Here is a 23,148-nt window from a genome sequence, read left to right as displayed (position 1 = left end):
ACGAAGGGCACGAAGGACGAAACCGCGAAGATCGCGAAGAACACGAAGATGAGGCTACAGGCTTTTGGCTTTGGGAGATTGTTGGAAATTTCAATCAATGTCCCGAAAGCCCATAGCCGATAGCCCTGATTCCTCTGTGCCTCTGCGTTAAAACGTTTTTAGCCACCGATTGGCACAGATTATTCAGATTATTGTTCTGATAGCCCAAAGCCTAGAACCCTATGTTCTATGTTCTATGCTCTTTGTTCTATGCTCTTCATCATCTAGTCGCGCCACCATGTGGTTAAGCCAGCGGGCTGGCTTGGCTCAACTGGCTGACCAAGTTGCGGGGTGAGAATGGCGATTGAACTGCCCTCAGCGGCTTTGAGCAAGCGCTCAATCGGCTCATCCCAGGCGTGCAGCGAGAGGCAATACGCGCCCCAATGCACTGGCAACATCGTGCGCGCTTGCAACATTTCTGCTGCTTGCAAAGCTTCTTCTGGCTGCATATGCACGCCCGGCCAAGCAACATCGTATTGGGCCATTTCGATCGTGGCGAAGTCGAATGGGCCATAGCGTTGGCCAATATCCTGAAAGCCAGCAAACATGCCGCTATCGCAACCAACGTAGATCCGTGAATTTGGACTCATCACGACCCACGAAGCCCACAGCGTGCTGTTGCGTTTGAGGCCACGGCCTGAGAAGTGTTGGGCGGGCACAGCAGCAATCGTCAAATCAAATTCGGCCAAATGCAATTCTTCCCACCAATCAAGCTCGTGGATGCGGCTGCTGGCAACGCCCCAATGCTCCAAATGATCACCAACTCCCAGCGCCGTCACAAATGGCATCGTGCCGCGCGCCAGCCAGCGAATCGTCTGTTTATCGAGATGATCGTAATGGTCATGCGAAAGCAATACTAAATCGATTGCAGGCAATTGCTCAAGCGCAATCGGCGCATGTTGAAAACGCTGCGGCCCGATGCCTTGGACTGGCGATAAATGCTTGGCCCAAACTGGATCGGTCAAAATTGTGATCCCGGCGAATTCGATTAATAAGGTTGAATGGCCGAGCCACGTTACTCGCAAGCCCGATGCTGGCGGGGTTTGATGAAAGCTCTGGCCAGGCCATGCACTTGGCAATGGCTTGCTTGGCCGCCGTTGTTCCTTGCCAAAAAACTGGCGCTGCAAGGTCGAAAACATCGAATTAGCTTGCATCATAGTGGTTGGATACAAATTTTGAAATTGGTTATTGCGATAGTATGGCGATGCCAAAATACGTTGTTTTCGACTGCGCATGAGCGTTCCTCAAACAAAAAATAGAGCTGAATTGAGCATAGCACGCTGGCAATCGAATAATCTGCCAGAATGATGAATAAGTTGTGATCAACCATTAACGGCGAGGCTTTGGGGTACAATGAATTGCGATGTTGTGTTGTGAGGATCTTCAGCAATGCCTATTTTTGAACCAATCGGCCTCGCCTATATCGAGCTAGCCTTTCGGATTAGCCAACATATCGATGGCTATGTTGATGCCTATTCTGGGCCAAATTATTTGCGCGACCAAGTGTTGGAGAGCGCCGCTTGGCCAACCAATCAACTAGTGCAGGCCGCCGACCAACTACTTGAACAGATTGAAACCAGCGATTTGCCAATTCGCCGCCGCACCTATTTGCGCAAGCAGGTCGTAGCAATGGCAACAACCTGTCGCCAATTGGCAGGCGAACGCTTTGATTACCGCGAGGAAGTGCGGCGCTGTTTCGATATTGAGCCAGCAATGATCGATGAAGCGCTGTTTGAAGAAGCAATCGAAGAGCTTGATAGCTTATTGCCAGGCCAAGGCGATGTGCTTGAGCGCACCCAAACGTGGCGACGACAATTTGAGATTAGCGGCGAGCAAGCACGACCATTGATCGATGTGATCGAAACAGAATTACGCAGCCGTACGTTGGCCTTGTATCCCTTGCCTGCTAGCGAAAAAGTCGATTTTCGCTTGGTCAATAATCAGCCGTGGAGCGGTTATAACTGGTATTATGGTAACTATCATTCAGCGGTTGATATTAACACCGACTTGCCAGTTGCGCTCAACAGCTTGACAACCTTGGTTGCTCACGAAGCCTATCCTGGCCATCACACTGAACATTGCATCAAAGAACGCGATTTGTACGCAGGCCGAGGCTGGGCTGAGCACTCGATCTTTTTGCTGAACACACCAGAATGCGTGATGGCCGAAGGCATCGCCAATAGTGCTGTAGGCGTGTTATTCACGCCCAAAGAATTGGTTGATTGGCAAGCCCAAACCCTCTATCCCAAGGTTGGCATCACTGGTGACCCAGCCCAAGAACTGCGAATTAACGTCGCGCTCAAGGCCTTGGCGGGTGTAGCTGGCAATGCAGCCTTGTTATTGCACGCCGAAGGTCGGCCTGCCAATGAAGTTGTTGATTATTTGGTACGCTATGGCTTGACCAGTGAGGAGCGTGCCCAACACCGCATGCGCTTTATCAGCGCTCCATTGTGGCGGGCCTATATTTTCAGCTATTTCTATGGCGAGCAAATGATTAGCCGCTGGTTTGAGCGCGGCGATCGGGTCGAACGCTTTGGCACCTTGCTCAGCGAGCAAATTTATCCATCGCTGCTTGAGCAATGGGTGATTGAGCAAGCAAATCAATGCTATAAAGGCTAATTTTGGTTCCCTCACCCCCCAACCCCCTCGCCCACTGAACGTGGGCGAGGGGGAGCCGACGATTGCGTACCAACACATGACAGTAAAACCACGGGGTGAAAGCCCCGCGACACGGGAGAAGGGTTGGGGTTGGGGAACGACCCAAACTCAATCAAGTTGCTGTTTGAGCCAATTCACCACAACTTGCAAACTATCGAGATTAATTTCGTGGCCCATGGCAAATTCATGGTATTCCAACTGCACCGGCAAGGTTTGCAGAAAATCGCGAATTGCGCGCCCATATTGAATTGGAATTACCTCATCGTAGAGGCCATGGACGGCTAAAATTGGCTTGTTGGCAATATGCTCGCGGTCGGTTTGTGGGCCAACTTCGGGCATCCAACGGCCACTCATCAAAACAGTGCCTGCAATCAGTTCTGGTTTGGTCAGGGTTGCACCCAAGCTCATAATTGCGCCCTGCGAAAAGCCACCCAAATAGATTCGCTGCGGATCGCAATCGTAGGCGCTGCATGCTTCGCCCAAAAAGCGCTGCACCGTCTCCCAGCTTTGTTGCGCTTGGTTGGTATCAATATTAAAACCTTTGGCATGCCAATGAATATCGAACCACGAAAAACCACCAAATTGGTAGCGATGCGGGGCGCGAGCAGCAACCACACATAAACGCGGGTCAAGATATTGGGCCAATGGCAACAAATCGCGTTCGTTGGCTCCTACGCCATGCAACATCACCAAAAGCGGCGGCTTGCCATCAGCAATTGGTTGACGAGGCTTCGCCACCTCGTGGATTAGCGAAAATTGACTCATACTGCTCCGTTACTCCTTAGGCCCACCGACGACCACCATCAACAAAGATCGTTTCACCAGTAAAATAGGGCGCTTCAACGATAAATCGCACGGCTTTGGCAATATCTTCGGGCACGCCAAGCCGTTTAAGTGGAATTTTGTTAAGCGCATTGCTATCTTCTTGCCAACCATCGGGCAAGAGTGCCACGCCCGGCCCGACCGCGCCAACCCGAATTTTGGGAGCCAGCGCCAAGGCCAATCCACGCGTCATCATAATAATCGCTGCTTTGGTCATGCCATACGGCACAAAGCTGGGCCATGGCACTTCGCCGCCAACATCGGTAATACTCACAATCACGCCATGCGCTGGCATCAATTTGGCGGCTGCTTGGGCGCAGAAAAATGGCGCGCGCTGATTAATCGCTATCAACGAATCCCATTCTTCGATACTCACGTTGCCAACGGGGGTGCGCGGAAAATCGGCAGCACTATTGACCAACACGGCCAACGTACCACAACGGGTTTCAATTGCTGCAAACATGGCTTCAATCGCTGCAACATCGCGCAGATCGGCGCTATAGGCCCATGCTTCACGCCCAAGCGCCCGAATTTCAGCACAAGTTTGCTCGGCCTCAGCGTGCGAGGAATTGTAGTGAATAATTAAATCGTAGCCTGCGTTGGCTAATTCCAAGGCGATAGATTTGCCCAAGCGGCGTGCGCCGCCAGTGACGATTGCCCAACCATTGCTCATAGATTCTCCTCGGCCTGCTTCTGAAAAATCAACAAAAATTGATGCACCTGATTGGCAACAAAACTATAAGGATAGCCAAACGGATACAACATTGCACTTTGATCGTACCAAATGCGATAGCCGCGATAACGCAGTTGCGATAACTGATACAACGCTGACACAATATCGGCATGGAGCATGTTATGATGCTCAGGAGTTGGTTGCAGGTCTTTGACAAATAAGACCAAATGGCCGCCAACCCGCAATGGTTGCAAGCTTTGCGCCACAATTTTGGTGAGTTCGCGCAGAAAAGTTGGGTAATCCACATTGCCCAAATCGGCGGGATCGTCGGTGAAGGGCGTGGCAGCAGCATTGCCATGTTTGCGGCGCTGACCAGTGCGCGCCCGACTGAGCATCGAGCTATAGGGCGGGTCGGTCAACACCAAATCAAATTGCTGTTGCTGGATGCTTGGGTTGCTGAGCACTTCGCGGGCATCGCCCTGCAACACTTGCAAGCGGGGCAAATTCAAGGCATCAGCTGCTTGGCCATACAGTTCAATATACTGCTGCGATAACTCGATGCCGATTGCTTGACGTTGGGTTTGCGCGCAGGCGAGTAAGGTTCCACCAACGCCGGCAAAAGGGTCGAGCACCCAGCCGTTCGGTTTGGTAAAAAACCGAATAATTTCGCTTAGCAAGGCTGGTGGTTTGGGCGATGGATGCGCTTTGCGAATGTGATGCGCGGCTGAGGCGGAGCCACGGGTTGGGTAGGCACTCGCTAAAACTGGCCCCGACCATGCCGCCCACTCTTCAGGCGTTAAATCATTGAGTGGCGTTGGCGGCGTACCAGTAAGCGCAATCGATCGCGTTGCATACAGCCATTCGCGGCCCAGCAAATCGTTTAACTGGTTGCGGCGGTGCGGCTGTTGCGCTTCTGAATCGCTCATAGCGGCTCCTTCTTTCGCTGACACAGGCTGGCGCTATTGTAGCATTGAACGAGTCGGCTTCGATATTATCGTTTTAGAATAGTTATGTTAAGGAGAATTGTATATGAGCGATCAACATTCACGCGCTGCGTATGCGAATCAGGTGCAAATTAGCGGCAGCCCTTACGATTTCACCATCGATTTTGCCTGTGTCGAAGATGTGCGCAATAACACGGCCAGCGTGCAGCCAGTAGCCCGCATAATGATGAGTCCGCAACATACCAAGGTGCTTGCCTTGATGTTGTTGAAGCATGTCGCCGCCTATGAGCATGCAATTGGAGTCATCGAGCTACCAAGCGCCTTATTGAACGATATGAAACTTGGCAACTTAGAACATTTTATTAGCCAAGTTAATTTAAACGAATAATCGATCACGCTTGAGGAGAATGTCTATGTCCACGCCATCACGCCTGCTTTCGCCATTGCCCGCTAGCCGCAAACGTTGGTATCATCGCTTGCCCTTGGGCTGGGTGATTGTGCTTGGCTTTTTGATTGTGGCCTTGTGTTACCCAGTTCTTTATTTTGGGCGCACCGCTGTTTCGCTCATCTATATTGATCAAGCTGATAACGCCATGCTCAACGGCAAGTGGGATACCGCCCGCGCCGCCTATGTTAACGCCATGGATTGGAGCGTGGAATACGAGGAGCCTTTTGATTTGCGCTGGAGTTTAGCGCTGCGAGCCAACGCGGTTCAGGCAGCAATCGATGACTTTAGCGCGGTGATTAAAAATCATCCTGATCGCTATATGGCCTATTGCTATCGTGCCGAAGCCTACATGGATTTGGATTTGCCTGCCGAGGCCTTGGCCGATTTTCAGGCTTGTATTGAGCGTGAGCCAAGCCCTACCTGGCGAGCAAACGCCAAAAATATGATCGATTATTTGCAACATTAATGAAAGCACTGCAATGCATGGATTGTTGATTATTGGTCATGGTAGCTTGTTGGCAGCTTCTGGTGCAACCATGTTGCGTTTAGCGGCGCGGCTGCGCGAACGGGGCGTGGCCGCCTTAGCCGAGGCTGGTTTTCTCAATTATAGCCAGCCGGATTTGGCTCAAGCGACCGCTCGTTTGGTCGAGCAGGGTGCAACTGAAATTAGCGTGCTACCCTATTTTTTGATCGATGGCTATTTTGTGCAGGTCACGTTACGTCAACAAGTTGAGCAAATCGCCAGCCACTATCCAAGTGTAGCGTTTAATCTTGCTCCAGCGTTTGGCGAGCACCCAGCCTTGGCCCAATTAGTGCAAAAACGTGCAGATCAAGCATGGCCAGCGCGTGAATACGATCAAGCAGGGTTGTTGATTTTAGTCCATGGCAGCCCACAGCCTGCCTCAAATGCGCCAATTCAGGCAGTGGCCGAACGCGTGCGCCAGGCCACGCCTTGGGCTAAAGTGCAGGTGTGCTTTATGGATTTGAACGAACCGAGCATCCCTGATGCGCTTGATGCGTTGATTGAGCAAGGGCTTGAGCAGATTGTGGCCGTGCCCTATTTTATTCAATTTGGCAGCCATGTGCGCGAAGATTTGCCCGAACTTATTCAGGCAGGCCGCGAACGCCATGCCCATGCACAGATTGTGCTGGCCCAGCATCTCGATTACGATGAATTATTGATCGATGTATTGACTGATCGAGCAGCTGAGCGGCGGTCAATCAATGGCTGAGTTGCGGAGGAATAATGCAGCGGTTTCCAAATAGCCAAATCCATAGCTGGGATTTAACTCCTGAGCAAGCGATTGATCTACAAATGCAACTGCGTGACCAAGTGCGGATCGTTGATGATTTTGCACAGCCATTGCAAACCGTTGCCGGCGTTGATGCAGCGTTTGAAGATGATGGCGCAACCACCCGGGCAGCAATCGTGACTTTAAATTTTCCAGCGCTCCAGCCCATCGAAAAAACCTTGGTGCGTCGCCCAACCAGCTTTCCTTATATTCCAGGCTTGCTCTCGTTTCGCGAAATTCCCGCCGTTTTGGCGGCCTTGGAGCAATTGCAAGATTTGCCCGATATGCTGCTGTGTGATGGCATGGGCATTATGCACCCCCGCCGCTTTGGCATTGCCGCCCACTTAGGCATTTTGACCGATCTGCCGACAATTGGCGTGGGCAAAAGTTATTTGTGTGGCAAACACGCGCCAGTGCCAGATGAACAAGGGGCGTGGGTTCCCGTCTTTGATGCTGGCGAAGAAATTGGGGCCGTCGTGCGCACGCGGGCTGGTACCAAGCCACTTTACATCTCGCCAGGCCACCGAGTAAGCATTACCACGGCGGTTGATGTGGTGTTGCGTTGCACAACCAAATACCGTTTACCCGAAACCACGCGCTATGCCGACCAACTTTCCAAAGATAAAGCGCACAATGGCGGATTGCAATTGCCACTCGTTTGAGTGCTCGCTCACTCTTAATTCCACTCTTCCACGCGAGGGAAAACCAGATCTATGCACTAAACGGCTCGCATCATGGAGTCGTTTGGCGTTTTAAGCCTATCACCAAACGGGGATACGGATGGGGCTGAAGCTGGCGAATCAATGCTGGCTTAGATCGATCGCCAACACCACTTTGGAGAATTATCCAATAATTGAGGACAATCATCATAATATATCAGGCCACACAGACCTATACTTGCTTGTGGAGTGCAGCAGCAGCAAGCCATTCAACCTGTTGCTCTGAAGAATAGGACACGCAGGAGCGATTAAGATTTCACCACTAGTCAAGGAGTAATGCTTATGAACAGTGTTCCAACAGTGCATTTAAACGCAGGCATCAGCATGCCAATCATCGGGTTTGGCGTGTTTCAGGTTACCGACGCGGCAGAATGCGAACGCGCGGTCAGCGACGCGATCCAGATCGGCTATCGGCTGATTGATACCGCTGCCGCCTATGGCAATGAAGCAGCGGTTGGTGCTGCCATCGCCCGAAGTGGGGTGGCTCGCGACGATCTGTTCGTAACAACAAAATTGTGGATTCAGGATACTGGTTATGAGCAAACCAAAGCCGCTTTTGAGCGCTCGCTACAACGTTTAGGGCTAGATTATCTTGATCTATACTTGATTCACCAACCTTATGGCGATATCTATGGGGCATGGCGGGCAATGGAAGAGTTGCATCAGGCAGGTCGTATCCGCGCAATTGGGGTCAGCAATTTCCACCCCGATCGGGTAATGGATTTGATCGTTCATAACCAGATTCCGCCCGCAGTCAATCAGATTGAAACCCATCCGTTCCAACAGCAAATCGATACCCAGCATTTCTTACAAGAGCAAGGCGTACAAATCGAATCGTGGGGGCCATTTGCCGAAGGTAAACATGCTATTTTCGAGAACGAGCTACTCGCGGGCATTGCCGCTACGCATCAAAAAACCGTTGCCCAAGTGATTCTGCGTTGGTTGACGCAGCGTGGGGTTGTGGCGATTCCCAAGTCGGTGCGCAAAGAACGCATCGCAGAAAACTTCAACGTCTTTGATATTACGCTTAGCCCCGAGGAAATGGCGGCGATTAGCACATTGGATACCAAAACGAGCAGTTTCTTTGACCACCGTGATCCAGCCGTCGTGCAGCGATTAGGTCAAGCAAAGCGCCCAACCTAAGATGTTAAGCTCAGCGACAGGTTGAGCGTTCCCTCACCCCCCAGCCCCCTCTCCCACTGGACGCGAGCGAGGGGGAGCACCGTTTTCACCGACAAATGACGCAAGAACCAGCGGGTTAAAGCCCTTCTCCCAGCGGATGGGAGCGGGGTTGGGGTGAGGGCATGCTCCTCATTGCCAATCCAATGAACCATTAGATCGTTGCTCTCGGTTCTTTTTGACTTCTGACTTTTGCCTTTTGAGTTTATGCTCTATGTTCTGCATGCTTCTTCGCCATCAACAACTCATCGTGATACACGCCATCGTAATAAATGGCCATTGCCTCGACCCCATAGACACTATAGCCACAGCGGGTATAAAGCTGAATCGCGCTGGTATTGGCCACATGAACCATCAGGCGAATAATTGCCACTGATTGTTGCCAAGCCCAAGCTTCGGCCATGGCAAAAAGCTGGCGGCTGAGGCCATAGCCACGCCACGCAGGGTCGGTATACACGCCCCAAATGGTTGCTTGATGGCTCGATTTGACTCCACTCTCGCGCCGAATGCCAACCGTTGCCACAAGCTGCGCTTCATGCAGCGCCACAAAAATTTGCTGGCTAGCAGGGTTCAGATTGGCAATGCGTTTTTGCCAATGTTTATCAGGCTGGGCAGCACTTTCAGCGTAATCCGAGCCAAAAAAGCTGGGGTGTTGTTGCAGTGCCAGCAAGCGCAAACGCTTGAATTCTGGCCAATCCTCGGTTTGGGCAGGGCGCAGGGTTATCTCGCCACGTTCAGTTGCAATCAGCATTGGGCTATCTCCACAGGTAGCAATGAAACGTCACCATGGTACAATAAGCGCGAATTCTTTCTATACAACTTGAGGTGGATATGCTGCTTTTGCTGATCAAATTAACCATGCTCGTGATAATGCTTGCAGGAGTAGTGGCGGTAGCCTATCAATTAACCCAGGCCGCACGCGGTAAGCCTTTGGCCCAAGCCAAACCAGCAGCCACACCAGTCAGCGAAGGCGAGGAAGCTGCTTAATGGCATCGCGCATTCTACACCTTTCCGATTTGCACGCAGGCCCGCCGTTCAACCCCGAAAAAGCCAAACAAATTCTTGAGGCTGCTTGGCAAATCAAGCCAACGTTAACGGTATTATCTGGCGATTTTGTGCAACGGGCCGATATTAAAAGCCAATGGCTGACTGTTCGCGATTTTATCGCTCAATTGCCCCAACCAACAATTGCGGTGATGGGCAATCACGATGTGCCGCTCTATAACGCACTCTATCGCATGCTACGGCCCAATTATTACTACAAAAAATATATCTCGCCAATTTTGGAGCCAGTTTGGGGCAATGAGGATTTTGTGGCAGTTGGGGTCAATACCACTCGCTCGTTCACAGTCGATGGTGGCAAGCTGACCGACCAACAATTGATTGAGCTTGATCGTACCTTGGCGCGCTACCCTGATAGCTTATGTAAAATCGTGGTGATGCATCATCATCCGGTTATGCCGCCAGGCGAAACCCGCGATGTGATTCAGAACGCAGCGGCGGCGCTCAAAACCTTTGATCGCAGCAATGTTGAGCTGGTGTTATGTGGCCATACCCATGCCTCGTACATCGGCAACACGCTGGAATTCGATCCCGATTTGCGCCAAGGCACGGTGATTGTGCAAGCAGGCACAGCCACATCGCGGCGCGGGCGGCGCTGGTATCGCGGTAAAAACGCCTTCAACGTGCTAGAAATCGAGCAGATGCGCACCGTTATTACCCAATATTTATATTTGGAAGATGCAGCGCGTTTCTTGCCCGTTAGCCAACACCAATTTCCACGGCGCTCGGCAGGCGTGTATGCCTTGCCATTGAACGAAGCGGTGCTCGAAATTGTTGAACCAAACGCCTAAACCAAACGAGCGCTGAAGTTTCAGCGCTCGCTATGTTTTCAATTTAGGGTTGATTGGGCACTTCAAAGCCACTATTCGCGACCAGCCACGTGCCATCATCTTGCTCAACAAGCTCGACCAATTGGTTGGCGGGATAATTAATCGATGCACCATCGTCCATCTGCCCAACCAACGTACCATTAATTTGGACATAGGCGCGGCCATCTTCGATCTTTTCGAGCGTATATTGATCATTTTGATAATCGATTGATTTGATTCGTGGCATGACCTGTCGTAGCTGCCAACCAGCATCACGCCGCATCTCGGGCACCATCAATGCGACCATCCGATCAACATTCCGTTCTTCAGTTGCTGCAACAAATGCCTTGACTTGGTTGACGGGTGCGGTATCATCGCCACCACAGGCTGTGAGTGTTAGCAAAAGGCAGCCTATAAGCAACTGTTTGAAACGCATGGGGAATCCTCCAGCGTGCTGAGTGTTTGTCAGGAGGCGATTATATCATGAGCCGTCGCATTGCACTTGTTTTTTGTTTGATTTTGCTGTTCGGCACCCCAGCCGCTGCCCAAAATCCCTTACTAAGCCCACCCAACGACCCCGATGCCAATAAACAATGGGTTATTCGCCAGCTTGGCCTAACCTGTGCATGGGAGCATCTGACGGGCAGTTCCGATGTGACTGTGGCCGTGATCGACTCTGGCGTTGATATGAATCACCCAGATTTGGTCGATATTTTGCGCACCGACGGCTTTGATGCGGTCGATGGCGATGACGATCCATCTGATGAAAATGGCCACGGAACCCACGTTTCAGGCATTATCGCCGCCACAATCAACAACAGCAAAGGGATTGCTGGGGTTGCTGGCGGTGGCACGCGCATTTTGCCAATTCGGGTGATGGCCGCCGATGGTTCTGGCAGCAATCAAGATATTATTGCTGGCATTCGCTATGCAGTCAGCAAAAATGTCCAGATTATCAATATGAGCCTTGGCTCGATGTTGCCGCTCGATAGCGAAGATATTGTTGCCGCCATCCAAGAAGCTGATGCTGCTGGCGTGCTGGTAATTATCGCTGCTGGGAATTCGTTTGTGCCATTGCCCAACTTTGCCTTTGGAGTCGAAGAATTTGCGATGGTCGTGGCCGCAACCGACCCCGAAGATCGCAAAACCGATTTCTCGAATTATGGCAATTGGATTTCGGTTTCTGCTCCAGGCGCAGGCATCTACTCGACCATGCCGACCTACGATGTCTACATGACCAGAGATTTGCCCGCCGAAGAACGCTTCAACAAAAACTACGATCAAATGAGCGGCACATCGCAGGCCACGCCAGTCGTTGCAGGTTTGGCTGCATTGCTCTTTGCTCAGCACCCCGATTGGAACGCCGACCAAGTGCGGGCCGAAATTGAAAAAACCGCCGATGATATTTCAGCGCAAAATCCAATTAAGCGCTATGGCCCAGTCACCTATTTCGAGCCAAGCAACCTTGGTACAGGCCGCATTAATGCTTGTAACGCGCTTGGTGGGCCAATTAAGGGCAGTGCTGCAGCAGTTGGTGGCCCCGAAGGCAAATCCAACCTGATTCGCTTGCTTGGTTTTAGCGCCGTCATGTTGGTGGTGTTGGGTGGCTTGACGGTGTTCTTGGTGCGCCGTCGCAAGCAAAACTCGCGCCCAAGAGCAATTCCTGCTGGCGGGTTCGCGCCACCGCCGCCAATTCAGTATGATCAAGCAATGCAACAACCAATGTACGATCAACGCAACCTTGCCTCGCAACCGATCGTAGGATCAACGCCACCATTGAGCCAGAGCTATGCGCCGCCAAGCGCAGCACCAGCCGCTGGTGGGCCAGCATGGGGCAAATTGACGGTTGTGCGGGGAGCCGAATTGAACAAGTTCTATTTGCTGCGCGACAATCAAGTGTTTATTGGCCGCGAAGCTGGCTTAGCGATAGCAATTAGTGGCGATAGTACAGTTTCGCGTCGCCATACGATTCTCTATCGCGATCCGCGTGGCATTGAAATTGAAGATGCTGGCAGCAGCCATGGCACGAAAATCAACGGCATTCCGGTTCAAGGCCGCCAATTGGTTCGGCCTGGCGATGTGATCGAAGTTGGGCAGACGCACTTACGTTTTGAGGGCTAAAATTTGGAACTAGCACTTGCATTGTTGATTATGTTTTTGGGCTTGGTCAGCGTAGTTATTTTGCCAATCTTGCCGGGCGCAGCTCTAATTTGGCTGGGGGCGTTGCTTTATGCTTCCATGACCGAATTTGTTGTGGTTGGTTGGGGAACCTTGGCTATTTTAGGCGTAATTGCGCTGATTGCCATGACCAGTGATATTTGGGTTGGAGCGCTCGGCCAGCGCCGTGGCGGGGCCTCAATTTGGGCTACCATCTTTAGTATGATTGGTGGTATTATTGGCCTATTCATCCTGAACATTCCAGGCATGTTGATTGGTTCGATCATAGGGGCATTATTGCCAGAGTGGCAACGCTGGCGCGATGGTAAATTCGTGCTTGATGTTTCATGGCGTACCATCAAAAATTGGCTCGTAAGCATTGCAATACAGGTTTCACTTGGCCTCGTAATGGTTACGATCTTTTTGGTGCGCGTGATAACTGGTTAAGCAACCCTACGCGAAAACCAACGTATAGTCTAACGCTGACAGAAGAATGCGTCACAGTTTTGCCGCAACTGGCAAAACCAGTGGCGCATTTTAGAGCACATCAACGAAGTGGTAGGGCTGTCAACCCACTTTGAAAGGACATCAACCATGAACATCAAACAGCTACTCATCGGGAAGCCGTTCCCCAGCAGTAGTGCCCATCACGAACGGCTCGACAACATTCGCGGATTGGCAGTCTTTGCATCCGACCCAATTAGCTCCAATGCCTATGCCACCGAAGCAATTATGCGGGTGTTGATTTTGATCAGCGCCGCTGCCTTGAGTTATACCTTACCGATTGCGATCGGGATTGCAGCCTTGGTGCTGTTGGTGGTACTGAGCTACAACCAAACCATCCACCACTACCCGATGGGCGGTGGCGCATATATGGTCAGTAAGGATAACCTCGGTCGCACAGCTTCATGGTTGGCAGGTGCTTCGATTCTTAGTGATTATGTGCTAACAGTGGCGGTTTCGGTTTCGGCAGGGGTCAAAGCAATTTCTTCGGCCTTTCCCGATGTTGCCTTTTTCCATGAACACCGCGTGTTAATTGGAATTGGGATTATTCTGTTAATTACATGGCTCAATTTGCGCGGTTTGCGCGAAAGCGGCACAATCTTTGCCATCCCCACCTATGCCTTCGTGATTGGGGTCTTTCTGGTGCTGGCGGTTGGCATGGCACGCTACTTTGGCATTTTTGGCGAGCCATTGCCACCACGCAGTGTTGCCACCGATGAAGCTGCACGCTCAGGCCTCGATAACTTCGGCTTTATTTGGCTGGTGCTACGGGCCTTTGCTGGCGGGTGTACTGCCTTGACTGGGATTGAAGCGATCAGCGACGGGGTGCAAGCTTTCAAAAATCCCGCCCCTAAAAATGCAATCATCACGATGCGCGCGATGGCAATTATGGCCATGACCTTGTTCATCGGGATTAGCTTTATTGCCACCCATATTCCAATTACGATTTTGCACGAAGGCGGCGAGAGCGTGCTTTCGCAGATGACTCGTACGGTTGTTGGCAGCGGTTTTCTCTACTACTGGGTTCAATTTACTACAATGTTTATTTTGATCCTAGCAGCCAACACCGCCTATGCCGACTTCCCACGGATCGCCGCGTTTTTATCGAATGACGGCTTCTTACCACGCTGGCTTTCGCGCTTGGGCAGCCGCTTGGTCTATAGCTCAGGTGTGATCGCGCTGGCCTTCCTGTCGTCGGTCTTGCTGGCAGTGTTCGGTGGCGAAGAACATCATCTGTTGCCATTGTATGCAATCGGCGTGTTCCTCTCGTTTACGCTTTCGCAAGCAGGCATGATTGTGATGTGGCGCAAGGTTGCCAAACTCAAACCAGGCGAAAGCCTGAATACGGGCATCACGACCTTGCACTACGAGCCAAACTACAAGCTCAAACGCATTCCAAGTATGATTGGGGTTGGTTTGACGGCAGTGGTTTTGGTGGTGTTGACCGTCACCAAATTTACCGAAGGCGCATGGCTGATTATTTTGGCTTTGCCCTTGATTATGCTGTTGTTCCGCACGATCAAGAAGCATTATGACCATGTTGCGACCAATTTGAGTTTGACTGGTCTGCAACCAAGCGATTTGCGCTCGCCTGCTGATGTGGCGATTGTGCCAGTTGGCAGCATTCACCGTGGCTCGTTGCGCGCCATCAAATATGCTTTGAAACTGACCGACGATGTGCGGGTGGTGCAGGTGGTTGGTAGCGACGAAGAAGAAGCCAAAACTCGCAAACGCTGGGAACAATGGGATGAGGTGTTAGGCAAGGCCAAATTGGTCTTCTTGCACACCGACTACCGCGATTATCTCACGCCACTGGTTGATTATGTCGACCAAGTTAATAGCAAAGAGTTTCCAAGCGATCTGATCACGGTGGTTATTCCAGAGTTTGTGCCCGATTCGACGCTTGCCAAGGCGCTGCACAACCAAACAGCCGTGATGCTGTTGCTGGCATTGCGCAAATATGAAGATGTGGTGGTGATTAGCGTGCCATATCACTTGCATGCGCTGCCTGGTAGCCCTGAAGATATTGTAGTCAAACATTCTGCATAACGCTTAATAAGCGGGCTTGAACTGAATCAAGCCCGCTTATTGCTAGTTCATATTCGTTAACAAATCTCATTGACAAAAACCGCGAACGTACTATAATCAAGCCTATGTTCGCCGCCGACATAGCTATAGTGTATTTGGCGGTTTTTTTATGCAAACGGAAACGGGTATGCGTTTTCAGCTACACCAAACCAACTTAACCAATGTCGGCTTACCGTATTGTTCACAACAAGCACGGCACTCACCCCATTCTCCCCCACAAGCCTAAACCAACCCTGCAACAATCACGCTCCAACTAAGCGCTTCCTTAAGCTAGATTGATCGATCTCCTGCTTGAGTCTGCTTAATTGCGACCCTTGATATAGAACATTTGTTCATATTTAATGAAATAACAAACCTCAGGTTGAGGAAACGCCAAGGAGTTTTTCCATGTTGACGCAATTAAAGCGGGTTTTAGTGGGGAATCCGTTGGAAACTGCTGCCCAATCGCATGAGCGGCTGGATAAAAAAACCGCGCTGGCAGTCTTTTCATCTGATGCGCTCTCATCGGTGGCCTATGCCACCGAAGAAATGTTGGTTCACCTTGTACCAGCTGGCGTGATTGCATTTAGCACATCGCTGTGGTTGGGCATTGGCATCGCTGTCTTGCTGATGATCGTCACCATTTCCTATCGCCAAACCATCACCGCCTATCCCAGTGGTGGCGGCTCGTATATCGTTGCGTCGGATAATCTAGGCACATTGGCGGGATTAATCGCTGGTGGCGCATTATTAATTGATTATATTCTGACCGTCGCAGTATCGATTTCATCTGGCGTTTCGCAGTTGATCTCGTTGGTTGAGCCACTGCGCGAGTATCGAATTGAAATTTGTATCATTGGGATTGTGTTGCTGACGCTGGCCAATTTGCGCGGTATTCGTGAATCGGGGGCGATTTTCTCGCTGCCAACCTACTTTTTTGTCACGATTATTCTGTTGACGCTTGGCTATGGCTTCTATAAACAACTGACTGGCACGATTCAGCCGTTGATGCTTTCGGATAGCCTGATGGGGCCGCATGAACAAAGCTTCTCGCCATTGGGCAACGAAGGCATAACCGCGTTCTTGCTGATGGGCGCGTTTGCCTCTGGTTGCTCGGCCCTAACTGGCGTTGAGGCGATCTCGAATGGCGTGCCAGCCTTTCGCAAGCCAGAACCGCACAATGCCCGCGTTACTATGGTATGGATGGCTGGTTTGCTCTTGGTGATGTTTGCTGGCATTACCTGGTTTGCGCATAAATATGGAGCACGCCCACAATTCAATGAAACCGTGATTTCGCAAATTGGGCGCGGTATTTGGGGCCGCACCACTGGCACAGAAACGGGCTTTCCAAAGGTCATGCATGGCATGCTGCAGATCTCGACGGCAGCGATTTTGCTGGTTGCCGCCAATACGAGCTACGCCGATTTTCCCCGTTTGATGTCGTTGCTGGCCCGCGATGGCTTTTTGCCGCGTCAATTCTCATCGTTGGGCGACCGCCTAGTCTTTTCAAATGGGGTTATTTTTCTTTCGGTAGCGGCAGCGCTGTTGGTGATTGGCTTCGATGGCTCAGTCACCAATTTGATTCCCTTGTATGCGGTTGGGGTGTTCCTTTCGTTCACGCTCTCGCAATCGGGCATGGTGTTGCGCTGGCTGCGCATCAAGAGCAAAGGCTGGCAACTTAATTTAGTGGTTAATTTTGTTGGCGCAATCGCCACGGGAATCGTGTTAATTATCAATGGCACGACCAAATTTAAAGAAGGCGCATGGCTGGTTGTACTTTGTATTCCGATCTTAGTGTTGTTCTTTAAAGCAATCAATCGCCACTATAAAGGTGTGGCAAAACAACTTTCCTTGGAAGGGTTTAGCAAACCAGTTGCTTTAGAAAATAATGTGATTGTGCTGGTTTCATCATTGCATCGCGGTACAGTAAAAGCTCTCGAATATGCCAAATCGATTGCACCAGGCAAAGTTCGCGCCTTATATATTGAATTTGAGCATGAGCACGAAAAAACTGCCCGCTTGCAAGAGCGTTGGCAGCACTGGGAACCAGATGTGACCTTAGATGTGGAAATATCTAAATATCGTTCACTATTACGCCCAATTTTACGCTACGTTGACCGCATTGAAGCTGAGCGCCATGATGACATTCTGACGATCATCTTGCCTGAATTTATTCCGGCGCGAATTTGGGAATATGCCTTGCATAATCAAACAGCCTTCTTCTTGAAAGGCGCGCTGTTATTCCGGCGCAATAAAATCGTCATTAGCGTGCCGTATCATCTTGAACGTTAAACTTAGCAACTCTTAATCAAAAAAACGCTCGAACTGCCTCAACAGTCGGGCGTTTTTTCTTGACAGGCAATGATGGGCAACGTATGATTACCGCCGTCTAAACCGACACCCACCACAAGCTTAGGAAGGTCAGAAGTGATGTATTTTGTGAGTCAAACCAAGCGCCGCCTAACAGCAGGTCTGTTTGGCGCTGTTGCGTTGGTCCTTGCCGCCTGTGGCAGCAGCAATCCGCCACTGACGGGAATTGTAACAGATAGCTATACCCAAAAGCCCGTTGCTGGAGTAACCGTTCAAGTTGGCGAAGCAAGCGCGACGACTGATGATGCTGGCAAATGGACGATTAATGAATGGGAAACCACCAATTCGTTATTGGTTCAAGCCAGCGATTATAGCTCAGCCACGCTTAGTTTGGCCGATAAAACCCCAGTCAACGAGCAAACGCCGGTAGAAGTCAATCTGACGATTCGGCCCAATACGATTAGCGGGGTTGTGCTCGATCAATACTCACAACAACCTGTCGCTGGCGTGACGGTCAAAGCTGGTAGCAGCCAAGCCACCAGTGGCCCTGATGGCCGCTACAAATTGACCAACGTCGATGAAAAAGCCGACGTTGTGATTGCGGCGACCGATTACACCAGCGCCACCGCCACCCTCGAAAAACAAACCAGCTATGATGTGTCGTTACGCCCAACCAGCCTAACCGGCATTATCAGCGATAAATATAGCCAAAAACCTGTTAGTGGAGCCACCGTGCAAGTTGGCAATGCCACGGCCCAAAGCGATGCAGAAGGCCGCTACACCGTGCGCAATATCGATTTGAATGCGCCAGTGGTGTTTAGCGCCACCGATTACAGCAGCCAAACCTTGGAATTGCCGCAAGCAGCCTCGTTGGATGTTGTCTTGCGACCTTCGACGGTACGCGGCTCGGTCGTCAATAGCGAAACTGGCAAGCCGCTTACCAAGGGCACGGTCATCGCAATGGTCAAGCCATTTGAAGGGGCCGACGAAACCTACCCCTACACTGGCACGGCAGTTACTATGACGCGGCTCAAGCCCGATGGAACCTATGAATTAACCGGCGTTCCCGAAAATGCCCAAATTCAGGTGCTCTCGCCTGGCTATCGCAAGGCATGGACGGCGCTCAGCGATGGCAAATTCACCGCTGATCTCGAAGCAGAAGAATTTGTTGCCAAAGCAATTTATATTACCGCCGCAACTGGCTCATCGAAATCTGCATTAACCGAATTGTTTGATCTGGTTGATCAAACCGAAGTTAATGCGATTGTGCTTGACATCAAGCTCGATATTGCTGGCGAAGTTGGCATGGTTGGCTATATTTCCAAAAATCCATTGGTGATTGAAGCAGATACTGCGGTTGATTATTTGGATATGGAATGGATCGTATCCGAAGCCCGCAAACGCAATATCTACATGATTGGCCGTATGGCGGTGATGCGCGATAATAGCTTAGCCGATGCCCACCCTGAATGGGCTGCCCAAAGCCGCGTCACTGGCGACGTATGGGAAGACGATGGCGGGCTGAAGTGGCTCGATCCATTCAACCAGAACGTCACCGAGTATAATGTTGGCGTTGCCAAAGAAATTGCCGATTATGGCTTTGATGAAGTACAATTCGATTATATTCGCTTCCCATCGGATGGCAGCACCAGCAATTTGGTGTTCTCACAACCGATCGATCCAGAAAATAATCCTGAAGTGATGTACGAAGCGATTGGCGATGTGCTCAAGCGTGCCCACGGCGACATCAACGGCGCAGGCGCGTTCTTCTCAATCGACGTGTTTGGCTATGCAACGTGGCGCAACATGTGGGAAATTGGCCAAAGCCTTGAAATTATGGCCGATCACACCGATTATGTCTGTGCAATGGTGTATCCTTCGCACTACGATCGCAATGAGTTGGGCTTCGATAACGCCGATGCTCACCCCTACGAGATCGTTAAAGATAGCATCGAGAAGGGCCAAAAGCGCATGGAAGGCAAATATGCAGTCCAACGGCCTTGGCTGCAAGCCTTTACCGCAACCTGGCTCAACCCAGTCACTGAATATGGGCGCACCGAAGTTCGCGCTCAAATGCAAGCTGTCGCCGAGGTCGAAGGCACCTATGGTTGGATTCTCTGGAATGCTGCCAACTATTACGACCCAGAGTGGCTTGATTAATTAAGTTCTCTATCATCAAAAATTAAGGGCTATAGGCCACAGTTGCAGCTTGTAACTGTGCCTATAGCCTATAGTCCTTAATTTTCCTGTATCGACGAGGTACCTATGCGCCGTACGTTTTTCATGGCAGCAGTTGGATTATCGCTGGTGCTCAGCGGCGTGGCTTGGCGGGCGAATGCCCAAACCAGCCCCGCGAGCAAGGTGCAAACTGCCACCTTTGCCCAAACATCGGTCGCCGATTGGCAGGCTGGCACGCTCGAAGGCTTGTTAGTAACCAATAATAGCGATGGCGAGTTGCGGCTCGATCAAACTGCAACGCAGGGTACTTTCACATCGGTTGCCCATGAGGTTCCATTTGTTTGGAATGCAGTTTCAGCGCATTGGAATTTTGATTTGCCGGTTGGCACCAGCCTCAGCCTCAAGCTGCGCACCAGCGCCAATGGCACCGAATGGCGCGAATGGCAAACCCTGAATGTAGCCCAAATTTTGGCCGAAGGCGAGCAATTGCTTGGGCCAATTGGGGTCGAGGCCGGTTCACGCTGGCTGCAATATCAGGTTGATTTTACAAGTACAAGCCAACCTGCTGCACCAAGTTTGCAAGCCATCGCTTGGCGCTTTATCGACACCAGCAATGGCCCGAACCTGACCGACCAACTCAATCGTGCGCCTGCTGCCTTTGGTGGCACAACCTTCACCCGCCCGCCACAAGTAATTAGTCGCACCAGCTGGGGCGCATTGCCAGGTATTCCCAATCTGTTACCCTCACGCCCACGCCGCATCGAATTAGTTAGTTTGCCACTCAATAACCAAGCTGATCCGCCGACCATGTTGCGGGCTTTGCAAGCAGCTGCTCAAGCAGAAGGTGCAGCCGATCTGCCCTATCAATTTGTGGTCGATCAAGCTGGCAATGTCTATGCTGGACGCAACGGATTTCCTGCCAGCAATGGCACAATTCGCTTGGCCTTGCTTGGCGAATTAACCGATGCAGCACGCACTGGCTTGGGTCAAATTATCGCTTGGATTAGCGAAGCCTATCGTTTGCCCCAAACGTTGACCGTGCTGGGCGGCTTGGATGTTGAGCAAGCTGAATCGATTCGGCGCACTGCCGATCAACTGACTGTGCGCAAGCGTTTGACCTTTGTTGAAAGCAACACCCGCGATTACAACGAGCGGATTATGCTGTTCAATCCATCAAACCAAGTTGCGCGCACCATCGTCACCTTCTTGCCCGGCCAAACCAATGCTGTACGCCGCGAATACGAAATTCAGCCAGGCCAACGGGTGAATATTATCGCCAACGAAATTTTCAGCGATACCTTCAATTTGCCAATCGAAGTCAGTTCAAACCAAGCAATCGTTGGCGATCGCACCATGTTGTTTGCCAACGATGCCCTCGGCGAATCGGGCATTAGCCGTTGGAGCCGCACCTGGTATTTTGCTGAAGGCGATGGCACCAACGATCGCACGAGCTTGCTGTCGCTCTACAATCCACAGCCAAGCGAAGTTGTGGCGAATTTGCTGATTATGCCAACCGATGGCATTACCAGCACACGCCAAGTGTTGTTGCCACCATTTACCCGCACCCAAGTCGATTTGAGCAACAACAATCCCAAAGCTTTTGGCTTGCGCGTCGCGGCAACTGCCCCGATTGCAGCTGAACGCACGGTGTTGGTTGGGCCAACCAAGGGCGGTGGATTTTTGACCAAAGGGGCGATTGCGCCATCAAATACCTGGTATTTTGCTGAAGGCGCAACCCTTGATCCGTTTGTAACCACCTTGGCCTTGCTCAATCCAAATCCAGTTTCGGCGGCAATTACCACCACCTTTATGACCGAGGAAGGCTCAACCTTCACGCGGCGCTATCAAGTGCCAGCTTTGGCGCGGCTCGATGTGGATATGCGCGAAATTGTGCCCTCGCCGCAAGGAGTTGGCACTATGTTGACCTCAAGCCAGCCAATCGTGGCCGAACGCACCAGCTATTTTAATGGCGGCAATAGCGCCACCAACAGTATGGGTGCTGCCGAGCCAGATTATGTGTGGCACTTTGCCGAAGGTCGCACCGCCGACCCAGCAACCGAATTTTTGCTGGTGCTCAACCCAAATCAACGCCCAGCTCAAGTCACCGTGACGCTTGGCAAGGACGATGGCACGACCCAAGTGGTTGAATACACCATTCCGCGCACAGGTCGAATCTCGGTTTTGCTCGATACGATCGACCCAAATTTGCAATCGCACACAATCACGGTTGCCTCGAATTTGCCAGTCGTGGCCGAACGCACAATTTTGATCGACAATACCAGCGGCGGCGGTGGCCATAGCGCGCTTGGCACGCCCGAACGTTAGCCAGCAAACAACCGGATTGTGCATGCAGTCCGGTTATTTATTTTAGAAACAAACGCTTATGCCAGAATTACCAGAAGTCGAAACTGTTCGCCGTTCGCTTGAGCAAGAGCTGGTCGGGCGGCGTTTTGTCGCCTTACGCAGCCTTGGTTGGCCCAAAATTGTCAATACGCACAGCCCTGAGCTTTTTGCAGAAGCCATTGCTCAACGCCAAATTCAGCAGGTGCTACGCCGCGCCAAATATTTGCTAATCGAGCTTGATAACCACGAAACCTTGATTGTGCATCTCCGCATGACTGGCCAAATGTTGGTTGTCGCCGCCGATCAGCCTGCCGACAAACATACCCATGTGGTGGTCGAGTTGGATAATGGCCGCGAGTTACGCTTCCACGACCCACGCAAATTTGGCCGCTGGAGCTTAGTTGACCGCAGTGGCGTGGACGAACTGAACCAACGCTTGGGGCCAGAGCCATTGGGCGACGATTTTACACTGGCCGATTTTAGCCAGCGCTTGCAACGCAAAGCCACCAAAATCAAGCCAACCTTGCTTGATCAAAGCGTGCTGGCTGGCGTTGGCAATATCTATGCTGATGAAGCGTTGTGGTTGGCCAAAATCCATCCCTTGCGTGCAGCCAAAAGCCTCAATCCAGCAGAGGTTGCGGCGCTCTTCGAGGCCATAAAAACTGTGCTGCGCAACTCGATTGAGCATCGTGGCACAACCTTGGTCAACTATCGCGATGCCTATGGTGCAAGCGGCGAAAACCAATATCACCTTGAAGCCTATGGCCGCACTGGTGAGCCATGCCGCCGCTGTGGCACGCCGATCGAGCGCATCGTCGTCGGGCAACGCTCTACCCATCTTTGCCCGGTTTGCCAAGTTTAAGAACAAAGAGCATAGAACATAGAACATAGGGTTTAAGCAACGAGTACAGAATGCTATGTTCAACGCAGAGGCGCAGAGAACA

The 23,148-nt window shown here is 51.4% G+C and carries 21 protein-coding genes; 15 read left to right on the top strand and 6 right to left on the bottom strand.

Going from position 1 to position 23,148, the window contains the following annotated elements:
* Nucleotides 1-263 precede the first annotated feature (263 nt).
* A complete protein-coding gene (locus tag C5S61_RS11110) occupies nucleotides 264-1,274 on the bottom strand; it encodes an MBL fold metallo-hydrolase (RefSeq protein ID WP_110515127.1) in 1,011 nt (336 codons plus the stop codon).
* 154 nt (nucleotides 1,275-1,428) lie between these two features.
* Between C5S61_RS11110 and C5S61_RS11105 the strand changes: the two genes are divergently transcribed.
* Nucleotides 1,429-2,658 carry a DUF885 domain-containing protein gene (locus C5S61_RS11105; RefSeq protein WP_110515126.1) on the top strand — a complete coding sequence of 410 codons (1,230 nt, stop codon included), beginning with the start codon at nucleotides 1,429-1,431 and terminating at the stop codon, nucleotides 2,656-2,658.
* 147 nt (nucleotides 2,659-2,805) lie between these two features.
* On the opposite strand, the gene C5S61_RS11100 is transcribed toward C5S61_RS11105, so the two are convergent.
* The 3 genes from C5S61_RS11100 to C5S61_RS11090 are packed head-to-tail and all read right to left on the bottom strand — an operon-like array spanning nucleotide 2,806 to nucleotide 5,118.
* Nucleotides 2,806-3,462 (bottom strand): alpha/beta hydrolase, encoded by a 657-nt coding sequence (locus C5S61_RS11100; RefSeq protein WP_110515125.1) that lies wholly within the window; start codon nucleotides 3,460-3,462, stop codon nucleotides 2,806-2,808.
* 16 nt (nucleotides 3,463-3,478) lie between these two features.
* Nucleotides 3,479-4,192: an SDR family oxidoreductase gene (locus tag C5S61_RS11095; protein ID WP_110515124.1), complete on the bottom strand. Its 714-nt coding sequence runs from the start codon at nucleotides 4,190-4,192 to the stop codon at nucleotides 3,479-3,481.
* Nucleotides 4,189-5,118, bottom strand: a complete 930-nt coding sequence (locus C5S61_RS11090) for a DNA methyltransferase (RefSeq protein WP_110515123.1) — start codon at nucleotides 5,116-5,118, stop codon at nucleotides 4,189-4,191. Before C5S61_RS11090 ends, C5S61_RS11095 begins: the two co-directional genes overlap by 4 nt.
* Before the next feature lie 103 nt (nucleotides 5,119-5,221).
* Here C5S61_RS11090 and C5S61_RS11085 point away from each other — a divergent pair, with 103 nt between their 5' ends.
* The 5 genes from C5S61_RS11085 (at nucleotide 5,222) to C5S61_RS11065 (ending at nucleotide 8,738) form a co-directional block, all read left to right on the top strand.
* A complete protein-coding gene (locus C5S61_RS11085) occupies nucleotides 5,222-5,524 on the top strand; it encodes a DUF3467 domain-containing protein (RefSeq protein ID WP_110515122.1) in 303 nt (100 codons plus the stop codon).
* A 25-nt stretch (nucleotides 5,525-5,549) separates the two neighbouring features.
* A complete protein-coding gene (locus tag C5S61_RS11080; protein ID WP_110515121.1) occupies nucleotides 5,550-6,050 on the top strand; it encodes a tetratricopeptide repeat protein in 501 nt (166 codons plus the stop codon).
* A 13-nt stretch (nucleotides 6,051-6,063) separates the two neighbouring features.
* Complete coding sequence (locus C5S61_RS11075; protein ID WP_110515120.1) at nucleotides 6,064-6,816, top strand: sirohydrochlorin chelatase; 753 nt, start codon at nucleotides 6,064-6,066, stop codon at nucleotides 6,814-6,816.
* A gap of 14 nt (nucleotides 6,817-6,830) precedes the next feature.
* Nucleotides 6,831-7,538 (top strand): deoxyribonuclease V, encoded by a 708-nt coding sequence (nfi, locus tag C5S61_RS11070; protein ID WP_110515119.1) that lies wholly within the window; start codon nucleotides 6,831-6,833, stop codon nucleotides 7,536-7,538.
* A 339-nt stretch (nucleotides 7,539-7,877) separates the two neighbouring features.
* Nucleotides 7,878-8,738 (top strand): aldo/keto reductase, encoded by an 861-nt coding sequence (locus C5S61_RS11065; RefSeq protein ID WP_110515118.1) that lies wholly within the window; start codon nucleotides 7,878-7,880, stop codon nucleotides 8,736-8,738.
* 241 nt (nucleotides 8,739-8,979) lie between these two features.
* Here C5S61_RS11065 and C5S61_RS11060 read toward each other — a convergent pair whose 3' ends face one another.
* The gene (locus C5S61_RS11060) at nucleotides 8,980-9,525 is read right to left on the bottom strand and encodes a GNAT family N-acetyltransferase (protein WP_110515117.1); all 546 of its coding nucleotides are present in this window, start codon (nucleotides 9,523-9,525) and stop codon (nucleotides 8,980-8,982) included.
* Nucleotides 9,526-9,605: 80 nt separating this feature from the next.
* On the opposite strand from C5S61_RS11060, the gene C5S61_RS26835 reads away from it, so the two are divergent.
* Together C5S61_RS26835 and C5S61_RS11055 are read left to right on the top strand one after the other, a co-directional pair.
* Nucleotides 9,606-9,761 carry a hypothetical protein gene (locus C5S61_RS26835; protein WP_164689372.1) on the top strand — a complete coding sequence of 52 codons (156 nt, stop codon included), beginning with the start codon at nucleotides 9,606-9,608 and terminating at the stop codon, nucleotides 9,759-9,761.
* Entirely contained in the window at nucleotides 9,761-10,627 is an 867-nt protein-coding gene (locus C5S61_RS11055) for a metallophosphoesterase family protein (protein WP_110515116.1), read from the top strand. The genes C5S61_RS26835 and C5S61_RS11055 overlap by 1 nt, the downstream gene beginning before the upstream one ends.
* 43 nt (nucleotides 10,628-10,670) lie before the next feature.
* On the opposite strand, the gene C5S61_RS11050 is transcribed toward C5S61_RS11055, so the two are convergent.
* Nucleotides 10,671-11,081, bottom strand: coding sequence for a hypothetical protein (locus tag C5S61_RS11050; protein ID WP_110515115.1), 411 nt, complete (start codon nucleotides 11,079-11,081; stop codon nucleotides 10,671-10,673).
* 47 nt (nucleotides 11,082-11,128) lie between these two features.
* Here C5S61_RS11050 and C5S61_RS11045 point away from each other — a divergent pair, with 47 nt between their 5' ends.
* From C5S61_RS11045 to mutM, 7 genes are all read left to right on the top strand, one after another.
* Complete coding sequence (locus C5S61_RS11045; protein WP_110515114.1) at nucleotides 11,129-12,766, top strand: S8 family serine peptidase; 1,638 nt, start codon at nucleotides 11,129-11,131, stop codon at nucleotides 12,764-12,766.
* 3 nt (nucleotides 12,767-12,769) lie between these two features.
* Entirely contained in the window at nucleotides 12,770-13,249 is a 480-nt protein-coding gene (locus C5S61_RS11040; RefSeq protein WP_110515113.1) for a DUF456 domain-containing protein, read from the top strand.
* A gap of 147 nt (nucleotides 13,250-13,396) precedes the next feature.
* A complete protein-coding gene (locus tag C5S61_RS11035; RefSeq protein WP_110515112.1) occupies nucleotides 13,397-15,355 on the top strand; it encodes an APC family permease in 1,959 nt (652 codons plus the stop codon).
* 426 nt (nucleotides 15,356-15,781) lie between these two features.
* Nucleotides 15,782-17,665, top strand: a complete 1,884-nt coding sequence (locus C5S61_RS11030) for an APC family permease (RefSeq protein WP_110515111.1) — start codon at nucleotides 15,782-15,784, stop codon at nucleotides 17,663-17,665.
* A 138-nt stretch (nucleotides 17,666-17,803) separates the two neighbouring features.
* Nucleotides 17,804-19,843 carry a putative glycoside hydrolase gene (locus C5S61_RS11025; RefSeq protein WP_110515110.1) on the top strand — a complete coding sequence of 680 codons (2,040 nt, stop codon included), beginning with the start codon at nucleotides 17,804-17,806 and terminating at the stop codon, nucleotides 19,841-19,843.
* Nucleotides 19,844-19,948: 105 nt separating this feature from the next.
* Entirely contained in the window at nucleotides 19,949-22,186 is a 2,238-nt protein-coding gene (locus tag C5S61_RS11020) for a DUF5719 family protein (protein ID WP_110515109.1), read from the top strand.
* Nucleotides 22,187-22,244: 58 nt separating this feature from the next.
* Nucleotides 22,245-23,066 carry a bifunctional DNA-formamidopyrimidine glycosylase/DNA-(apurinic or apyrimidinic site) lyase gene (gene mutM / locus C5S61_RS11015; protein ID WP_110515108.1) on the top strand — a complete coding sequence of 274 codons (822 nt, stop codon included), beginning with the start codon at nucleotides 22,245-22,247 and terminating at the stop codon, nucleotides 23,064-23,066.
* Nucleotides 23,067-23,148: the final 82 nt, after the last annotated feature.

The organism is Herpetosiphon llansteffanensis (genome assembly GCF_003205875.1).
In the GTDB taxonomy this organism is placed as follows: Bacteria; Chloroflexota; Chloroflexia; order Chloroflexales; family Herpetosiphonaceae; genus Herpetosiphon; species Herpetosiphon llansteffanensis.
This window is presented reverse-complemented; position numbering and strand designations above follow the sequence as displayed.

What these genes read in the sequence shown, in the direction of transcription:
- C5S61_RS11110 (WP_110515127.1), bottom strand. Translation starts at nt 1,274, where the DNA reads ATGCGCAGTCGAAAACAACGTATTTTGGCATCGCCATACTATCGCAAT.
- C5S61_RS11105 (WP_110515126.1), top strand. Translation starts at nt 1,429, where the DNA reads ATGCCTATTTTTGAACCAATCGGCCTCGCCTATATCGAGCTAGCCTTT.
- C5S61_RS11100 (WP_110515125.1), bottom strand. Translation starts at nt 3,462, where the DNA reads ATGAGTCAATTTTCGCTAATCCACGAGGTGGCGAAGCCTCGTCAACCA.
- C5S61_RS11095 (WP_110515124.1), bottom strand. Translation starts at nt 4,192, where the DNA reads ATGAGCAATGGTTGGGCAATCGTCACTGGCGGCGCACGCCGCTTGGGC.
- C5S61_RS11090 (WP_110515123.1), bottom strand. Translation starts at nt 5,118, where the DNA reads ATGAGCGATTCAGAAGCGCAACAGCCGCACCGCCGCAACCAGTTAAAC.
- C5S61_RS11085 (WP_110515122.1), top strand. Translation starts at nt 5,222, where the DNA reads ATGAGCGATCAACATTCACGCGCTGCGTATGCGAATCAGGTGCAAATT.
- C5S61_RS11080 (WP_110515121.1), top strand. Translation starts at nt 5,550, where the DNA reads ATGTCCACGCCATCACGCCTGCTTTCGCCATTGCCCGCTAGCCGCAAA.
- C5S61_RS11075 (WP_110515120.1), top strand. Translation starts at nt 6,064, where the DNA reads ATGCATGGATTGTTGATTATTGGTCATGGTAGCTTGTTGGCAGCTTCT.
- nfi (WP_110515119.1), top strand. Translation starts at nt 6,831, where the DNA reads ATGCAGCGGTTTCCAAATAGCCAAATCCATAGCTGGGATTTAACTCCT.
- C5S61_RS11065 (WP_110515118.1), top strand. Translation starts at nt 7,878, where the DNA reads ATGAACAGTGTTCCAACAGTGCATTTAAACGCAGGCATCAGCATGCCA.
- C5S61_RS11060 (WP_110515117.1), bottom strand. Translation starts at nt 9,525, where the DNA reads ATGCTGATTGCAACTGAACGTGGCGAGATAACCCTGCGCCCTGCCCAA.
- C5S61_RS26835 (WP_164689372.1), top strand. Translation starts at nt 9,606, where the DNA reads ATGCTGCTTTTGCTGATCAAATTAACCATGCTCGTGATAATGCTTGCA.
- C5S61_RS11055 (WP_110515116.1), top strand. Translation starts at nt 9,761, where the DNA reads ATGGCATCGCGCATTCTACACCTTTCCGATTTGCACGCAGGCCCGCCG.
- C5S61_RS11050 (WP_110515115.1), bottom strand. Translation starts at nt 11,081, where the DNA reads ATGCGTTTCAAACAGTTGCTTATAGGCTGCCTTTTGCTAACACTCACA.
- C5S61_RS11045 (WP_110515114.1), top strand. Translation starts at nt 11,129, where the DNA reads ATGAGCCGTCGCATTGCACTTGTTTTTTGTTTGATTTTGCTGTTCGGC.
- C5S61_RS11035 (WP_110515112.1), top strand. Translation starts at nt 13,397, where the DNA reads ATGAACATCAAACAGCTACTCATCGGGAAGCCGTTCCCCAGCAGTAGT.
- C5S61_RS11030 (WP_110515111.1), top strand. Translation starts at nt 15,782, where the DNA reads ATGTTGACGCAATTAAAGCGGGTTTTAGTGGGGAATCCGTTGGAAACT.
- C5S61_RS11025 (WP_110515110.1), top strand. Translation starts at nt 17,804, where the DNA reads ATGTATTTTGTGAGTCAAACCAAGCGCCGCCTAACAGCAGGTCTGTTT.
- C5S61_RS11020 (WP_110515109.1), top strand. Translation starts at nt 19,949, where the DNA reads ATGCGCCGTACGTTTTTCATGGCAGCAGTTGGATTATCGCTGGTGCTC.
- mutM (WP_110515108.1), top strand. Translation starts at nt 22,245, where the DNA reads ATGCCAGAATTACCAGAAGTCGAAACTGTTCGCCGTTCGCTTGAGCAA.